General features: G+C 46.7%; 16 protein-coding genes. 5 read left to right on the forward strand and 11 right to left on the reverse strand.

What is annotated here, in order from left to right:
• Positions 1 to 105: 105 nt before the first annotated feature.
• Entirely contained in the window at positions 106 to 1,782 is a 1,677-nt protein-coding gene (gene nadB, locus QGP82_RS27325) for an L-aspartate oxidase (protein WP_499061602.1), read from the forward strand.
• Between the two features lie 34 nt (positions 1,783 to 1,816).
• Here nadB and QGP82_RS27330 read toward each other — a convergent pair whose 3' ends face one another.
• Together QGP82_RS27330 and QGP82_RS27335 are read right to left on the reverse strand one after the other, a co-directional pair.
• Positions 1,817 to 3,877 carry a thioredoxin domain-containing protein gene (locus QGP82_RS27330; protein WP_499061594.1) on the reverse strand — a complete coding sequence of 687 codons (2,061 nt, stop codon included), beginning with the start codon at positions 3,875 to 3,877 and terminating at the stop codon, positions 1,817 to 1,819.
• A 62-nt stretch (positions 3,878 to 3,939) separates the two neighbouring features.
• Positions 3,940 to 4,656 (reverse strand): hypothetical protein, encoded by a 717-nt coding sequence (locus tag QGP82_RS27335; protein ID WP_499061595.1) that lies wholly within the window; start codon positions 4,654 to 4,656, stop codon positions 3,940 to 3,942.
• Between the two features lie 182 nt (positions 4,657 to 4,838).
• On the opposite strand from QGP82_RS27335, the gene QGP82_RS27340 reads away from it, so the two are divergent.
• The 4 genes from QGP82_RS27340 (at position 4,839) to QGP82_RS27355 (ending at position 8,203) form a co-directional block, all read left to right on the forward strand.
• Positions 4,839 to 5,972, forward strand: a complete 1,134-nt coding sequence (locus QGP82_RS27340; protein ID WP_163701821.1) for an S-layer homology domain-containing protein — start codon at positions 4,839 to 4,841, stop codon at positions 5,970 to 5,972.
• 212 nt (positions 5,973 to 6,184) lie between these two features.
• Entirely contained in the window at positions 6,185 to 6,277 is a 93-nt protein-coding gene (locus tag QGP82_RS27345; protein ID WP_250564679.1) for a DNA-3-methyladenine glycosylase I, read from the forward strand.
• Between the two features lie 121 nt (positions 6,278 to 6,398).
• Positions 6,399 to 7,739 carry a leucyl aminopeptidase family protein gene (locus tag QGP82_RS27350; protein WP_163659856.1) on the forward strand — a complete coding sequence of 447 codons (1,341 nt, stop codon included), beginning with the start codon at positions 6,399 to 6,401 and terminating at the stop codon, positions 7,737 to 7,739.
• A gap of 236 nt (positions 7,740 to 7,975) precedes the next feature.
• Entirely contained in the window at positions 7,976 to 8,203 is a 228-nt protein-coding gene (locus tag QGP82_RS27355; protein ID WP_163659858.1) for a photosystem II protein, Psb35-related, read from the forward strand.
• A 179-nt stretch (positions 8,204 to 8,382) separates the two neighbouring features.
• On the opposite strand, the gene QGP82_RS27360 is transcribed toward QGP82_RS27355, so the two are convergent.
• The 9 genes from QGP82_RS27360 to QGP82_RS27400 form a co-directional block, all read right to left on the reverse strand.
• The gene (locus QGP82_RS27360) at positions 8,383 to 9,045 is read right to left on the reverse strand and encodes a Na(+)/H(+) antiporter subunit B (protein WP_163659867.1); all 663 of its coding nucleotides are present in this window, start codon (positions 9,043 to 9,045) and stop codon (positions 8,383 to 8,385) included.
• A complete protein-coding gene (locus tag QGP82_RS27365; protein WP_163659869.1) occupies positions 9,042 to 9,620 on the reverse strand; it encodes a DUF4040 domain-containing protein in 579 nt (192 codons plus the stop codon). Before QGP82_RS27365 ends, QGP82_RS27360 begins: the two co-directional genes overlap by 4 nt.
• A complete protein-coding gene (locus tag QGP82_RS27370) occupies positions 9,613 to 9,900 on the reverse strand; it encodes a monovalent cation/H(+) antiporter subunit G (RefSeq protein WP_163659871.1) in 288 nt (95 codons plus the stop codon). Before QGP82_RS27370 ends, QGP82_RS27365 begins: the two co-directional genes overlap by 8 nt.
• Positions 9,897 to 10,148, reverse strand: coding sequence for a hypothetical protein (locus tag QGP82_RS27375; protein WP_163659873.1), 252 nt, complete (start codon positions 10,146 to 10,148; stop codon positions 9,897 to 9,899). Before QGP82_RS27375 ends, QGP82_RS27370 begins: the two co-directional genes overlap by 4 nt.
• Positions 10,145 to 10,543: a Na+/H+ antiporter subunit E gene (locus tag QGP82_RS27380; protein WP_163659875.1), complete on the reverse strand. Its 399-nt coding sequence runs from the start codon at positions 10,541 to 10,543 to the stop codon at positions 10,145 to 10,147. Before QGP82_RS27380 ends, QGP82_RS27375 begins: the two co-directional genes overlap by 4 nt.
• Positions 10,543 to 11,982 (reverse strand): cation:proton antiporter, encoded by a 1,440-nt coding sequence (locus QGP82_RS27385; protein WP_163659877.1) that lies wholly within the window; start codon positions 11,980 to 11,982, stop codon positions 10,543 to 10,545. Before QGP82_RS27385 ends, QGP82_RS27380 begins: the two co-directional genes overlap by 1 nt.
• Positions 11,979 to 12,344 (reverse strand): cation:proton antiporter subunit C, encoded by a 366-nt coding sequence (locus QGP82_RS27390; RefSeq protein ID WP_163701819.1) that lies wholly within the window; start codon positions 12,342 to 12,344, stop codon positions 11,979 to 11,981. The genes QGP82_RS27385 and QGP82_RS27390 overlap by 4 nt, the downstream gene beginning before the upstream one ends.
• A gap of 129 nt (positions 12,345 to 12,473) precedes the next feature.
• Entirely contained in the window at positions 12,474 to 13,886 is a 1,413-nt protein-coding gene (locus QGP82_RS27395; protein ID WP_163659881.1) for a cation:proton antiporter, read from the reverse strand.
• A gap of 184 nt (positions 13,887 to 14,070) precedes the next feature.
• Entirely contained in the window at positions 14,071 to 14,280 is a 210-nt protein-coding gene (locus QGP82_RS27400) for a hypothetical protein (RefSeq protein ID WP_163659883.1), read from the reverse strand.
• Positions 14,281 to 14,298: the final 18 nt, after the last annotated feature.

Below are 14,298 nucleotides of genomic sequence, written 5' to 3' on the forward strand. Positions count from 1 at the left end.
GAATATTGGGTAAATCTCAAAAATTTCAATTCCCTGGTATTGTCTTTATCTATCGTTGCTCTTGATAGAGTGGTTTAATCCCTCTGTCAGGAGCAATTTTTATTGGTGCACTCCTCTTCGTCCTATGCTGCGTTGCCATCACAGTTTGATGTTTTAGTCGTCGGTGGTGGAGCTGCTGGCCTGTATTCAGCCCTTTGTTTACCCGCAACGCTCCAAGTAGGCTTAATCACAAAAGATACGCTGTCTATCTCCGCCAGCGACTGGGCACAGGGAGGAATTGCCGCTGCGATCGCACCTGACGATGCCCCAGAACTCCACATTGCCGATACTCTCAAAGCTGGCGTTGGTCTATGCGAGCGCCAAGCCGTAGACGTGCTAGTTAGACAGGCAGGGGAATGTATTCAGCACCTGACCCAAATGGGTGTGGCATTTGATCGCAAAGGCGAGCAGCTAGCAATGACCCTAGAGGCGGCCCATTCTCGGCGTCGAGTGTTACATGCCGCCGATACCACTGGACGAGCCGTAGTCACCACACTGGCAGATCAAGTACTCCAACGCCCAAATATCCACGTCTTTAACCAAGCCCTAGCATTAGACCTATGGATGCATCAGGGAGAATGCCTTGGTGTACAGCTGGTCCACAGTCAACAACTAAAGTTGGTAAAGGCTAACGCCGTCGTTCTAGCCACAGGTGGCGGTGGTCAAATCTATTCACAAACGACCAATCCCACTGCCAGCACAGGGGATGGTGTGGCCATGGCCTGGCGAGCGGGAGCCACCCTACGGGATTTGGAATTTATGCAATTTCATCCCACAGCCTTAACCCAAGCAGGGGCTCCTCGCTTTCTCATTAGTGAGGCTGTCAGGGGAGAAGGCGCACATTTGATTGATATTCATGGCCGTCGGTTTGCCTTTGACTATCATCCTGACGGCGAATTAGCCCCCAGAGATGTGGTCAGTCGAGCTATTTTTAATCATCTTCAGAGACATCCAGATGAGTCTGTGGTGTATCTGGATCTGAGGGTGATTGCCCCAGAGCGAGTGAAACATCGGTTTCCCAATATCATTCGCAAATGTCAAAAATGGGCAGGTATTAACGTCTTTGAAACGCCGATTCCCGTCTCACCTGCAGCCCACTACTGGATGGGCGGAATAATCACTAACCTTGGTAGTCAAACGACCATACCTCGCCTCTATGCCGTTGGTGAAAATGCCAGCACGGGTGTACATGGTGCTAATCGATTAGCTAGTAATTCATTACTGGAATGTTTGGTATTTGGAGCACAGCTGAAGGACATTACACCACAACCACTAGCAGATTTATCTCAAAGCGATAGTGCTGCTAGTGATGAATTAACCACGCTCCCGGATTTAGATGAGGTTGCTAGTTGGCTCCAGCAACATCGAACAGCCATTGGGCAATTGGTGTGGCAAAGTGCAGGCATTGCCCGTGAAGCCAACCAAATGAATGCGGCACTGGATCAGCTAGAACAATGGAAAACCGAGTTCGACGCATTACCGCTGACACAGATAGTAAACAGGGTGAACGAACAGAAAAATCATACGCTCCCTGCAACGCTAGATTTCACAATACTCCGTCTTTGGACAGAAACTCGCAATCTATTAACCGTGGCCAAATTAGTGCTTGAAAGTGCCCTGTTTCGCACTGAAAGTCGCGGTGGGCATTACCGCAGTGATTATCCTGAAACAGATGCTACCTGGCAGGTGCATACCCTAGTTCAAGATGGAATTTGTTTGCGATCGCAGCCCATCCAGCAATAAAGCACTTCCTCCCTTAGTCAGCAGATAGTTCTCTCTAGCGAATTTTGTCCCTTTGCTGACTCATAACAATCTGCTCCATCATTTCTTCAACACTCATTGCTGACTTACGACATGACAGACCGCGACATACTAACCCGGCCTCTCCATCCGATAAATTTTGATGCACTAAAACAACGGTAGGTAAGTAACTACGCGATAGTTTAGTGACATTCTCTGCATGCGTTCTGACCAGGGTGTGATGACGATACCAGTCGAGGGCCTGAAACAGGGTTGGACAAGCCCTAGTCGCCTGCTCCATAACGATGCTAAAAGACTTTAGAGCCTTTTCAGCATGATCTAAATAGGTCAAATCTTCAGTGAGTAGGAATAATCGCATCAGGCTGGCAATAGCCACACCATTAGCTGCTGGCGTTGCATTATCTTGATAGCTTCGTTCTCTGATCAATAAACTCCCACTGACATCGCTAGCCGTGTTGTAATACCCATTGGCTACATCACTCCAAAGCCATTGGTCAAACTCAGCTTGAATGTTCTTGGCATGGGCTAACCAGCCTGCTGCTGTACCCTTCGACAACCCAAGACTAGCTTGCTGAATATCCAACAGAGCCTTGATAAATAAGGCATAGTCTTCGGCCTGAGCTAATACAGCAGGGACCCCATCGTAATTCAACCGATGAAAGCGTCCATTTATCCATTGGTTTTCTAAAATAAACTGAGCTGCTTCAACCGCTAAATCTAGATACTCCATCTGGTTAAAGACAGCCGCCGCACGAGCTAAACCAGAAATCATCAGGCTATTCCATGCGACGATCATTTTGGTATCAGTGACAGGGGGAATACGACCTGGCCACGCCGAGTTTTTGGCAGCATGAGCATCGATTGCTGGTGCAAAGGTTGCCAAGGCAGGTTGACCGTAGCGCACAGCAAACAGTTTTTTCAAGGCAGACTCTGTCCCTGGCTTAAGCGCTCCAGGCTGCTGCCGTTGGAGCACGATATTACCCTCAAAATTGCCTTCAGCCGAAATAAAAAAGTCAGCGTTCAGGTCAGCAAATTCCGCATCTGTTAAAAGTTCTCGCAGCTCGGTCTCACGCCACACATAAAACGCCCCCTCTTCAGGTTCAACGTCATTAGGGGTGACAAAACTGTCGGCATCTTGGGCGGCATAGAAATACCCCGCCCACATCTCGCGCTTTAGCCATTGAACAGTTCCAGCAACCGCTCTCTCAAAGGCAGGTTCCTGATGTCCCTGACTCCATAAATCTGCCAAGTACTCCATGATCAAACCATTGTCATAGAGCATTTTTTCAAAATGAGGCACCGTCCAATTGGGATCGACGGTGTAGCGATGGAAACCGCCAGCTACATGGTCATATATCCCCCCAAGGGCCATATCCACTCCTCGACGCAGACAAATTTCCTCAGGATTCAGCTCGTCTGTGGGCTCCACCCAACGAATAGAACGTAAAGCACTGAGCCCATAGGGAATCATGGGAAAACTGGTGCCTTGCCCCGATGGCATCAGGATTTTCACACTGGCGGCCAATCCACGGACTAGCAACTCTGTACTGAGGTTGTCGTCTGCGGGCAACAACGTTGACTGCTGGAGCGTTTCTAAAATCTGAGATTTGACTGCACCCACTTTAGGCTGATCTGTATCGTAGAGATTGCGCAAAATCTCTAACAGTTTCAAAAAACCAGGACGACCATAGCGAGGCTCAACGGGGAAGTAAGTGCCTCCATAAAAGGGCACTAAATCATCAGGAGATAGAAAAATATTGAGCGGCCAGCCTCCTTGTCCTACAAGCATCTGAAGGGCTTGCATATAAATGCTATCAAGATCGGGACGCTCCTCACGATCAACCTTGATAGGCAAAAAGTTGGCATTGAGATAGGTAGCTATTTCACTATCCGAAAAAGCTTCCCCTTCCATTACCGTGCACCAATGGCAGCTAGAATAGCCCACCGACAGAAAAATTGGCTTATTGTCACGTCTTGCTGCCTCTAATGCGTCATCACACCAAGGCCACCAGTCAATTGGATTTTCGGCGTGTTTACGCAAGTAGAGACTTTGACTTTGGGCAAGACGATTCACCATAGGTCAGGGAAACAAAGAACTGTTGCCCCCTGAGTCTATCAAGATTAGCCATAATGATGTGCTTAAGAACAGCCTTCAGCCCATGTGACGGCAGGGAATTGTCCAGTGCGAAACTGGGTTACTCGGCCTTCTTTATCGGTTTCAAAGACGAGGCTATACAGGTTACTGCCAGCAGCCTCCGAGGTTAGTGTGACATAACTGCCGTCGGTGTATGGATGGGGCGTCACGTCTATCTGTCCGTCATAAACGGCATCAATCTCTTCAATGGTGGAACCAATGCCAAGACCACTCAGGGTTTTAATTGGACTCTCCGACCAAATATCAATTCGAATTACTTGATCATTCACCACCATGAGGCCAATGCCATCAATCGACGCGACACGGGTTGCCTTTTCAGGATCATAAACTTCTGGTAAGTAGTACTGGCACAATTCTGACTGGGTCATCGGAGCCACGACAAAACTAACCTGGGCAGCATTGGCTGCCTCTTGAATAGACATTCCCAGTCTTACTGGGCCTAAACCGCCAATGGATACGGCTTCTTTTTCTAACGGCTGTAGGATATCCAAGCGTTGATGAACCTTACTAATCAGAGCGCCAACCGCCGTAGCTCTAACCATGATGTGAGTCACCAAGGCGGACACAGGGCGCAATGTGGAGATTTGCCCAGTCATCATTACACAGCCACTCATACCAAGAGCAGGTAAAGCGATGACCAGTAAACGCTTGGCACGACCCACTGTAGATTTTAATTTGGACTTTCTAAATCGTAAAATCATCAGTCAAGAAAGTAGCAAGCTATGGTAGCTCACTGTCAAGAAATAACCACTTACGCAAAAGCTTAATAGAAAGAATAATTTAGAAATGTAAGTAATAACGCTTAAGTCGATCCTTTTCTGATTTATCTTTATATCGGGAATATATTTTGATTAATCCTCTATTAAGGGATTAGGAGTCTGCTGTGTCACAAATTCCGTCTGACCCAGGTACTGATAATAATCGTCGTCGCTCAGTTGACTATGATGAACTGATTGCTTTATTTGTAGCATTTCTAACCTTGGGCAGCGTATTATTTTGGGGGTTGACCCGATCCGGGGTGAACTTGTTGGGGCAAGCGGGACTCTTTAATGCCGATAGTGCACCTTCTGTAGCGGGTGCGTTCGACGCAGGAGAGCGACTGGGTCGAGCTGAAGACACTGATAGTAGCCTGGAAGCTGAAACTGATGGAGATGGTATTGGCTTTGGCACTGTAGAGGATATTGGTTCAGGTAGTGCTGGCGTCCTTAGGAATAGCAATCAGGCGCTAGAAAGAGCAGCTGAGGATCCCTTTCTGAAGGGTCCCTCTCTGAACAATAGGGTTACTAGTCAGACAACAACGGTACCGTCGCGTTCTGACATTCAGACATCTGCCTCAACGGAGCTGCCTCAACAATCGGCGCAGCCTGCACAAACGGATACGGCTGCTGCCCCAACGAACCAGGAGCCTTTGGAGTCAAGCCGTGAGGCGCTTCAATTTCAGGATGTGCCTGACGATTATTGGGCTAAGCCCTACATTGATGCTCTCAGTGAGCGATTGGTCTTGGATGGTATTTCTGAGGGTACGTTTGCTCCTGAGCAACCAGTGACACGGGCACAGTTAGCGAGTGCAATTGCTCAAGCATTTCCCCTAGAAGATCAAGAGGCCGCGATCGCATTCTTGGATGTTGAGGAAGGCTATTGGGCAACCGAAGCCATCGACAAAGCCGTAAAAGGTGGCTTTATGAGTGGTTTCCCTGATGAAAGCTTCCAACCTACACTACCGGTACCCCGTGCCCAGGTCCTCACGGCCTTAGTTACAGGGCTGAATAGCACCATCCCCACAGACACTCAAACCATAGTTAATCTCTACAGCGATGCCGCAGAGATCCCTAGTTGGGCAATTGACAAAATGGCGGCGGCTACCCAAGCCAATATTGTCGTTAACTACCCCAACTTGGATATGCTCAATCCCAATCAGCCTGCTACCCGTGCCGAAGTTGCAGCGATGATTTATCAAACGTTAGCGAACCAAGGGAGAGTTGACTCCATTGATGGAGAATACGTAGTTCAACCTTAGGCGTATATGATTGAGGGCCTCATTATTGGTGTTGATGAATGGGGTTCACTAGCCGCGTAACTTTTGGCAATATGAGCCCACTCAACGCCCGCTTGAGTGTGACTACGCAACTCTATCTCCAGCTGAATAAAACGCCAGAATCTCTAGCGTTAAGCAAGGTTTAAAAGAACCGGGGCTAGTTATTTATTGGACCAACTACCGTCTATGCCTTTATGCAGGCCATGGGTCCCGTGAACGATCATCTGGAAAGTTGCTGTGTTCGTCAGAGCGTCGAAGAAAAGCCAGCTTTATTTGAGTGGCCATGAAGACAAATAATTTTAAGGTGTATTTCTTGAAATAAAGCTCAGGTGCTACACCGTTGCTAGTAGCCATAAGGCAAACTAAACTCGTCTGAATAACTATGTTTGAACGTGTGGAGGTTCCCCCTTGGCAGATGCGATCGCAATTTACCTAGTCAATGAAGAGGAGCTCCAGACCGATCATCCTGATAGTGCTGCCTGGTGCCAGGCAGCCGGATTTTCTGGTCAAACTGGCAAAGTATGCTTAATTCCCGATGCCACTGGCAAAATTGGCAAAGTCTTAGTGGGGCGTCCCGACACCATAGATACCTGGACCCTGGCAAGTCTACCCAAAACATTGCCAGCAGGGACATACACCTTGGGCAATGCGTTAGCTATCGCTAACGCGACCAAACTGTATTTGGGTTGGCAGTTGGGCAGCTATAGCTTTGATCGCTACAAACTGACCAAAACCAGCATTCTTGCAAAACTACACCCCCCTGATCATGTAGATGTAACCTACGTTAAAGCCGCCACAGAAGCCACCTATCTAGTACGCGATCTGATCACCACACCCTCCAACAATATGGGGCCTGATCAGCTTGAGGAAACAACCCGCAGCTTAGCTGAGCGCTACGAAGCCAAAGTGGAAGTCATTGCAGGTGGCGATTTAGTCATCGAAAATTACCCGATGATCTATGCCGTTGGAAAAGCCAGCACCCGTGCGCCTCGCCTGATTGATCTGCGCTGGGGCAATCCAGACGCCCCCAAAGTCACCCTGGTAGGCAAAGGAGTTTGCTTTGACAGTGGCGGCTTAGACGTTAAATCCGCCACTGGCATGCGCCTCATGAAAAAAGACATGGGGGGAGCAGCCCAGGTGCTAGGGATAGCACAGATGATTATGGAAATCGGCTTACCGGTCAACCTCAGAGTATTGGTGGCAGCCGTTGAAAATAGCATTGCGGGCAATGCCCTACGCCCCTTAGATATTTTGACATCCCGCAAAGGAACAACCATCGAAGTAGGCAATACAGATGCTGAAGGACGCTTAATATTAGCCGATGCCTTATGGGAAGCTAGCAGCGAAGACCCAGACTTACTGATTGACTGTGCCACCCTTACCGGTGCTGCCCGTGTTGCCCTTGGCACTGAACTGCCAGCCTTTTTCTGCAACGACAATGGGGTCACTAAAACATTACTTGATGCAGGTCTAAATATAGACGACCCACTCTGGAATCTGCCTTTACATACGGCCTATCGCTCCATGCTAGATAGTCCAGTAGCTGACATGAATAATATTGCCAGCGGCTCCTATGGTGGTTCCATTACAGCAGCTCTCTTTTTACAAGAATTCGTTCAGCCAGACATCTCCTGGATCCATGTAGATTTTATGGGTTACAACCTCCGGAGCTTGCCCGGACGCCCTGAGGGAGGGGACGCCATGGGCATGAGAGCACTGTTTGAATTGATCAAACAGCGTGTAACTTAAAATACACTCTACTCCCCACACTCAGTGTCTCTACTTAGAGCACACAACGTTGGCATCAAGGGTGATAGTCATAAAGCAAAGTGTTGATAGCCACACCAACAATTTAGTCAATCGCAGTTGACGTTTCTTAATAATTTTCGTTACCGTTAATTACATAAGACAACGCTTGCACTTATTGACCGGCTGGTGTTGCCCTACATCGCAATATCATCAGCACTTTAAATAGGAGATTAAATATGGCTATCGTATTGGCACTTTTGATCGTAGGTTGGCTAGCCGCTGTACTGATTGGCTCTCAAGCATACTTCCTAGGCGAGCAATCTAAACCCATTCATGAGCGTAACTGGCGTTCTGATTCCTTCGACGCCCTATCTCAAACTATCACTGGACGTGAGACTAGCTTCAGCACTCGTACTCCTGCCTATAGCTATGACGCATTCTCAAGTCGAAGCTTAGAGGGTTAACCCTCTCGTATTAGCTGTAGAGCTGGTACTCATAGTGAATCTACATTCACTGTCTCCAATTCATTCCAACTCCATGCCTCTTGAACTGCGGTTTGAGAGGCATGGATGTATCTAGGACTAAGCGATAACTTGTATGGCAAGCAGTTCTATCACTCAAACTTAAGACGTAGCATCACCAGCTACAACAATCCTCGATAACGAATAAATGTCAGAATAGCCGCCCAAGATCCCAAAGCTACTTTAACCGCCACTAAAATATTGAGCAGTGGAATCCAGCCACCACTGACTAACGTGCCGACTTGGCCGTTGGGTAAAGCAATGCCGACTAACGAAAGCACTGCTAAAACAATAAAAACCAGCACTGCTATCTTTTCCCAAATAGCAGCCCCCCAACGTTGATAAATATCCTCCATCCATTTTGGTGACGAGGTAATCGCCACAAGGCCAATCGCTGTACCGCCCGCAACACCAGCAGCAAAACCGCCACCGGGGCTCAAATGCCCCCGAATTGCCAACTCAATACCCACTAAGGCTGCAATCGTTGCGCCTAACCGTGCCAATACTACAGATGGGTGATCGGTAAATTGGTAAATCGTGCAGGAAGGCTGTTCATTAGCAAGCAAAAAGCGTGCCCCCATAATTGCTAGGGTAAAAACAACAACTTCAAAAATGGTGTCATAGAGGCGGTTTCTAAAAATAATGCCTGACACCGCATTCGACACACCCGTATCTTGCACGATCACGTCAACAATAGAAACCTCAGCCATATCAGTAGATGGATTAGGAAAAACCAGCATCTTAATGTAGAGAGCAACTCCAGCAATCACATAAATCCACTTCATAGTCCTTTCCCTCTGGATAAATTAGCGGTTTCTACATCAGCAAATCTGAGGTTCACTAACTCATGAGACAATTTAGCCTGCAAGATCTCATATAGACGACGCACACGAATTTGCAAGTCACCAGTAGGAGCCGTTAGCTGATCAGAGTTCTCGGAATTTGGCACCATGAAAACCGCATGAATTTCTTTATTGGCTAATGCTGTCTGCAGGGTAGAAGTCTGAGTGAATGGAATCACTTCCAATCTCAGATGCTTTTCTTGAAGATGAGTGCGTAAAGAAGATAACAAGGCCTCATAGCCTGGACATTCACTACTCGCGGTTTCAACCACCCCTAGCCGCATACTCATCGAGGAGCGTACCGCTACTGCATAGAGGGTAATTGATAACATTGTGCCAACCAAAGCCTCGGTCAGAGCAACATCAGCCGCACCAAACATTGCATAGACTAAGGCTGCAACAGCACCAAGGATGCCACGAATCACTAGCGCATTGTATGGATTTACTTGTGACACCAACATACTGGCTGTCATGGGTAGCAGGAGAAGTATTGCAACCGTATAAATATCTTCAGTCATAACGTCCCTCATTTGAGCAGTAAGCCAGAACATAACCCAACACCGTATTCCAAAGAGACAGAGAAATCAGTGCTAGCAAAAGCAAGGGCCATTCTCTCGGAATTTTGAGCAAGAGACCCACAATAATGCTCATTGAACCAAGGGTGTCAGAAACAGACAAACTATGTAGTTTAAAGAGGACGGAGCGATGCCCCAGCAACGGTAATGTGCCCCAAAACCAAAAGATTAGACCAATTACAATACAGCTATAGCTGATGACATTAATAACAGTATCTATCATGATTCATTCACCCGTCTCAGCACATGAGCTAACAACATTAATGCAGCATTGCCAACACTTAAAATTAGGACTCCAACAACACCAATCATCCAGTCATCACGTAGGATAGAAAGCATCAGAATCATGACTGATGTTTTGGTGGCAATGCTGGCAAATGCCAACATTTTTTGCCAGATATCGTCATCTTGCCAAGCTTCATAGATTGGTATCAATAAAGCACCGATCATGGCTAATAAAATACCGTTCATGGGCGTTTCCTCCGCTCAACTTGATGGACCTCATACCAGCCATCCTCACGACATTTAAGGACAATTGTTTTAGGTGTAAACGTGATTAAAAAGATATCGAGAAAAATCAAGCCAGGTGTTCGAAAAGGGCGTACACGCTCTCGCGTTATTACCTCCTTTGCATGGGGACGCAATATAATCTCAAACGCTTCAAAATAAGCCTTGGGAATAGCTAAGACAATTTCCCAGCAGACTCGCAACAACTCTTTTAACCAGCGCTTCCAAGAAGCGGGAACAGTATACCGGTGAGGAATGAACCAGGCAACAAAGAGTCCAATCGCAATGTTTGCTGGACTTAAATCAGCTGTGAGTAAAAACCAAATCGTCAGTCGCAGTAATAAATCTGGAATACTCATTACACCAACACCATACTAAACAGCAACACTAAAATCAGGCTCATTGCACCAATCAAATGTTCAAATTGTTCAGCAGCACGGGGCAGTTCAAACTTAAGTCTTCGAACACCTATGAAGTAAATCAACCAGCCTGCAATAATGACCAGCAATGCTTTGACAATATTAGGAAGTGTATACCCCCCTAAAAAGAAACTATTGGCTGCAATAAGGCCGCCCAACAACACTATCGTCGCTGACCAAAATCCACGGGACGGTTTCTTATCTGAGATGGCGAGTTTTTCAAATGGTAAAAAGATAAATCGGGCAAATGCAACTGCTGTACCAATGGCTGCAAGGGTAAGTACTGTGGATTGCCAAGGTGCCATTAATTTTAAGGTGAGCGCTTTAGCACCGAAACCAGCCATTAACGGAAAACCTGAAATAGACAGACTAGCGGCTGTCAGTACACCCCACACAGGAAACTGTATAGGCATCTGACGCAATTCTTGAAAACTGCGACTTTGTAAATTGCCTGCGACTAAAAAAAGCAATGCCTTGGCTAAACCATGACTTAGTGCATAAAAACCTGATGCCGCTGGCGCAGCCACAACAAATCCTAGCTGAGAAATCGTGCTGGATGCCAGCATTCGCTTTGTGTCTTTTTCAAAGATTGCGTAGCCCACACCGAAAAGCGCTGTGGCTATACTAAATAATTGAAGAATCGGCTGAATATCATCAACTAACAGCGCACACCGTGCCAAGGGATAAACACCTGTATTGACCACTACACCAGATAGTATTGCTGAGACAGGTGTTGCGGCTTCGGAATGGGTTAACGGCAGCCATAAACCCGATACAAACATGCCGCCCTTAGTTAAAAGGCCCAACATGATAAGTGCGATCGCATCTGCAGGAGACGTCTGTAAACCTGTGTAGGCAAACGATCCATTCGCCTGATACACTAGCACTGCTCCAATTAGATAAAACAGCATGGCCGTATTGCTGACAAATAAATAGCGCAAGCCCACCCAAATAGAACGATCCGTTCGTGGATAGGCAATCAGCAAAAAAGCAGCAATACCAACGACTTCTAAGGCTACATACAAACTAATGAAATCAGCACAGATGAAAACGGCATTGACACTGCCGTGCAAAATTATCATCTGCGTAAAAAAGAAAGCCGATTTCTCTTGCTCCCAACAATAGAGCAGCACCGCAACTGTTACCAGGGCATTTCCTAAAATAAAGTAACCACTCAGTGAATCCGCTAAAAGAGTTACACCAAAGTTGTCTAATAGACTTATATCGAGGGCATCTGGCATTTGAAATAAGGCCAAACCATAGCCTATTGAAACCAGCGCAACACCCATGGCCAGATAACGATCTAACTTGGGCAAAAGATAGATGCTAAATCCAATTAAGAGCGGTAATGCAATCCAAGCAATCGTTAAAATCATCATGGCGTATTACTCTTTTCAATCTCGGAAATCTCCAGAGTCGGGTTATCCCGTGACAGCTTCATCACCCCGACCAGCATCAATGCTTGAATCGAAAAGCCAATCACAATAGCCGTCAAAATCACAGCTTGAGGCACCGGATCCGCATAGGCCCCAGAGTCTGCTCCCAATTCGATCCCAGCCCCAGATCCTAAGATGGGCGTAAACAAACCGCGATGCGATGCCACAAGCACATAACAGGAAATGACACCAGTGCTCATCACATCCATAGAGAGAATTTTCATCATGAGGTTTTTCTTCAAAATAATTCCAAAGAAACCACCCATGACCGTGGCAAAAATACAGGCTTCGAGTACAGCAATCATTGATTTAAATATCAAACAAACAGCTGGTTGATTCAGATTATGAGGAATATCCTGTCACTTCAATTGAGCACAACAGAAGTGGCAGGATATTTAATCTGTCCCCGGCAACAGAGGATTGGACTAGCGACTTTAATCTGTCGCTGGCAACACGTCACTAGACGACATCTCCACATTAGATCCTTTCAGCGTCAGCTGAAGTAGTGGAGGCGCTAAGAATGTGGTCAGGATTACCATCACGATAATCGCCGCTTCCAAAGGTCGATCCAATACCCCGCTAGCAGATCCAATTCCAGCAAAGACAAGACCCACTTCACCACGAGGAATCATGCCAACACCAATGGCCATACGGTTAATTCCAGGCTGACCAAACACAGCCCAACCGGTGACTAACTTACCTACCACAGCCACCGCAATTAAGAAAGCGGCAATAATTAAACCAGCCCGATTTTCAGCAACCATAGGATTCAAAACTCCCAGGTCTGCTTTCGCACCTACAGTAACAAAAAAGATTGGTACCAGGATATCGGCAATCGGCATAATTTGCTGATCGAGTTCTTTGCGCTTGTCAGTTTCATCTAGCACAAGACCTGCTGCGAATGCACCTAAGATGGCTTCTAGATGTATAGCGCTAGCAAAACAAGACATTACCAAAGCAAACGTAAACGCAGGGATCAGCAATGCACCACGAGTTTGCAACTTATCAGCAATCGCAACAAATCCTGTATTGAAAAACTTACCGAGGAGAATAGCTCCTAGCAAAAAGCCACTGGCACTGATGATGAGATAAACCACATTTAGCAGATCTACCTCACCTGTCTTAGCCAAACTAGCCACAACCGCTAAGACGATAATGCCTAAAACATCATCAATGACAGCAGCTCCAACAATAATTTGACCTTCTTTAGACTTTAAGTGGCCTAACTCCGATAAAACCTTAGAGGTAATACCAATGCTAGTCGCAGTTAGCGCTGCTCCCGCAAAAATGGCAGGAATAACAGGAACATGGAAAATCGATACCAAGCCTACGGTGCCTAAGGTAAAAGGAACAACTACCCCGACAACAGCTACCACAGCAGCTTGAAAGCCGACCTTACTCAATTCACGTAAGTCAGACTCTAAGCCAATTTCAAATAGCAGAACGATAACACCTAATTCTGCCAATACTGAGATTACTTCACTCTGCCCCTCAAAGACACGCATTGCTGCATCCGCATCCAGATGCCCCATCCATTGCACTAATTGAGCAATCAATGAATCTGTAATCGTTGCGGTGTTTTCAGGAAACATCAACAGATGTAGAGCAGAGATACCAACAACAACACCCCCTACTAATTCACCTAATACGGGAGGTAAATCAAGGCGCTTTGATAGCTCACCACCAATCTTACTAGTGGCATAGACTGTTATCAAACTCAGCAGCACACCCATCAAAATAAAAGGGCTGAACTCAGCTGGCAAGACTTCTGCAAATGTCCATGGGGTTGATGGCCACGTGTCTATCAACTGATCCAGGGATAACGCTGACACGTTATTGAACAACATGAGTAAATCCTCTTTGCTTCATAGTTTTAAAGTGTTTTTGTCTTAAATTCAGTATGAAAAATATGCACTCTCCCAAGATAAATAGCAAAAATAGTAAGTTGAAGGTGTTGGTTGCTGGGTATTCACCAAAAGCTTGAATTCAATACCCAGCAACACAGCTGGATTACTCGCCGACAACAAGCCTCTAATTACGCCGACTACTCATTTGTAACCAACCAATGGCAATAGCCCCCATTGTCAGTTGCACCGTACTAGGCACTAAGGAAAATCCCCAAAGCCCACTCAGCAAGGCAACGATATAGAGCGCGAGCGCATAAACTTCATCACGATGGCGTAAGCGGTAACCTAAAGCAGTCATGCCGAGAGCAAGTAACAGCCACAAAACAGGTTGCATAGCCCTTACATGATTTGG

It is taken from the genome of Leptothoe sp. LEGE 181152 (genome assembly GCF_032906605.1).
Classification (GTDB): domain Bacteria; phylum Cyanobacteriota; class Cyanobacteriia; order Phormidesmidales; family Phormidesmidaceae; genus Leptothoe; species Leptothoe turfae.

Excerpts from the sequence above, each read along its gene's own strand:
- QGP82_RS27365 (WP_163659869.1), bottom strand. The coding sequence starts at position 9,620 with ATGACTGAAGATATTTATACGGTTGCAATACTTCTCCTGCTACCCATG.
- QGP82_RS27400 (WP_163659883.1), bottom strand. The coding sequence starts at position 14,280 with ATGCAACCTGTTTTGTGGCTGTTACTTGCTCTCGGCATGACTGCTTTA.
- QGP82_RS27375 (WP_163659873.1), bottom strand. The coding sequence starts at position 10,148 with ATGAACGGTATTTTATTAGCCATGATCGGTGCTTTATTGATACCAATC.
- QGP82_RS27345 (WP_250564679.1), top strand. The coding sequence starts at position 6,185 with ATGCAGGCCATGGGTCCCGTGAACGATCATCTGGAAAGTTGCTGTGTT.
- QGP82_RS27390 (WP_163701819.1), bottom strand. The coding sequence starts at position 12,344 with ATGATTGCTGTACTCGAAGCCTGTATTTTTGCCACGGTCATGGGTGGT.
- QGP82_RS27335 (WP_499061595.1), bottom strand. The coding sequence starts at position 4,656 with ATGATTTTACGATTTAGAAAGTCCAAATTAAAATCTACAGTGGGTCGT.
- QGP82_RS27360 (WP_163659867.1), bottom strand. The coding sequence starts at position 9,045 with ATGAAGTGGATTTATGTGATTGCTGGAGTTGCTCTCTACATTAAGATG.
- QGP82_RS27385 (WP_163659877.1), bottom strand. The coding sequence starts at position 11,982 with ATGATGATTTTAACGATTGCTTGGATTGCATTACCGCTCTTAATTGGA.
- QGP82_RS27380 (WP_163659875.1), bottom strand. The coding sequence starts at position 10,543 with ATGAGTATTCCAGATTTATTACTGCGACTGACGATTTGGTTTTTACTC.
- QGP82_RS27330 (WP_499061594.1), bottom strand. The coding sequence starts at position 3,877 with ATGGTGAATCGTCTTGCCCAAAGTCAAAGTCTCTACTTGCGTAAACAC.
- QGP82_RS27355 (WP_163659858.1), top strand. The coding sequence starts at position 7,976 with ATGGCTATCGTATTGGCACTTTTGATCGTAGGTTGGCTAGCCGCTGTA.
- QGP82_RS27370 (WP_163659871.1), bottom strand. The coding sequence starts at position 9,900 with ATGATAGATACTGTTATTAATGTCATCAGCTATAGCTGTATTGTAATT.
- QGP82_RS27395 (WP_163659881.1), bottom strand. The coding sequence starts at position 13,886 with ATGTTGTTCAATAACGTGTCAGCGTTATCCCTGGATCAGTTGATAGAC.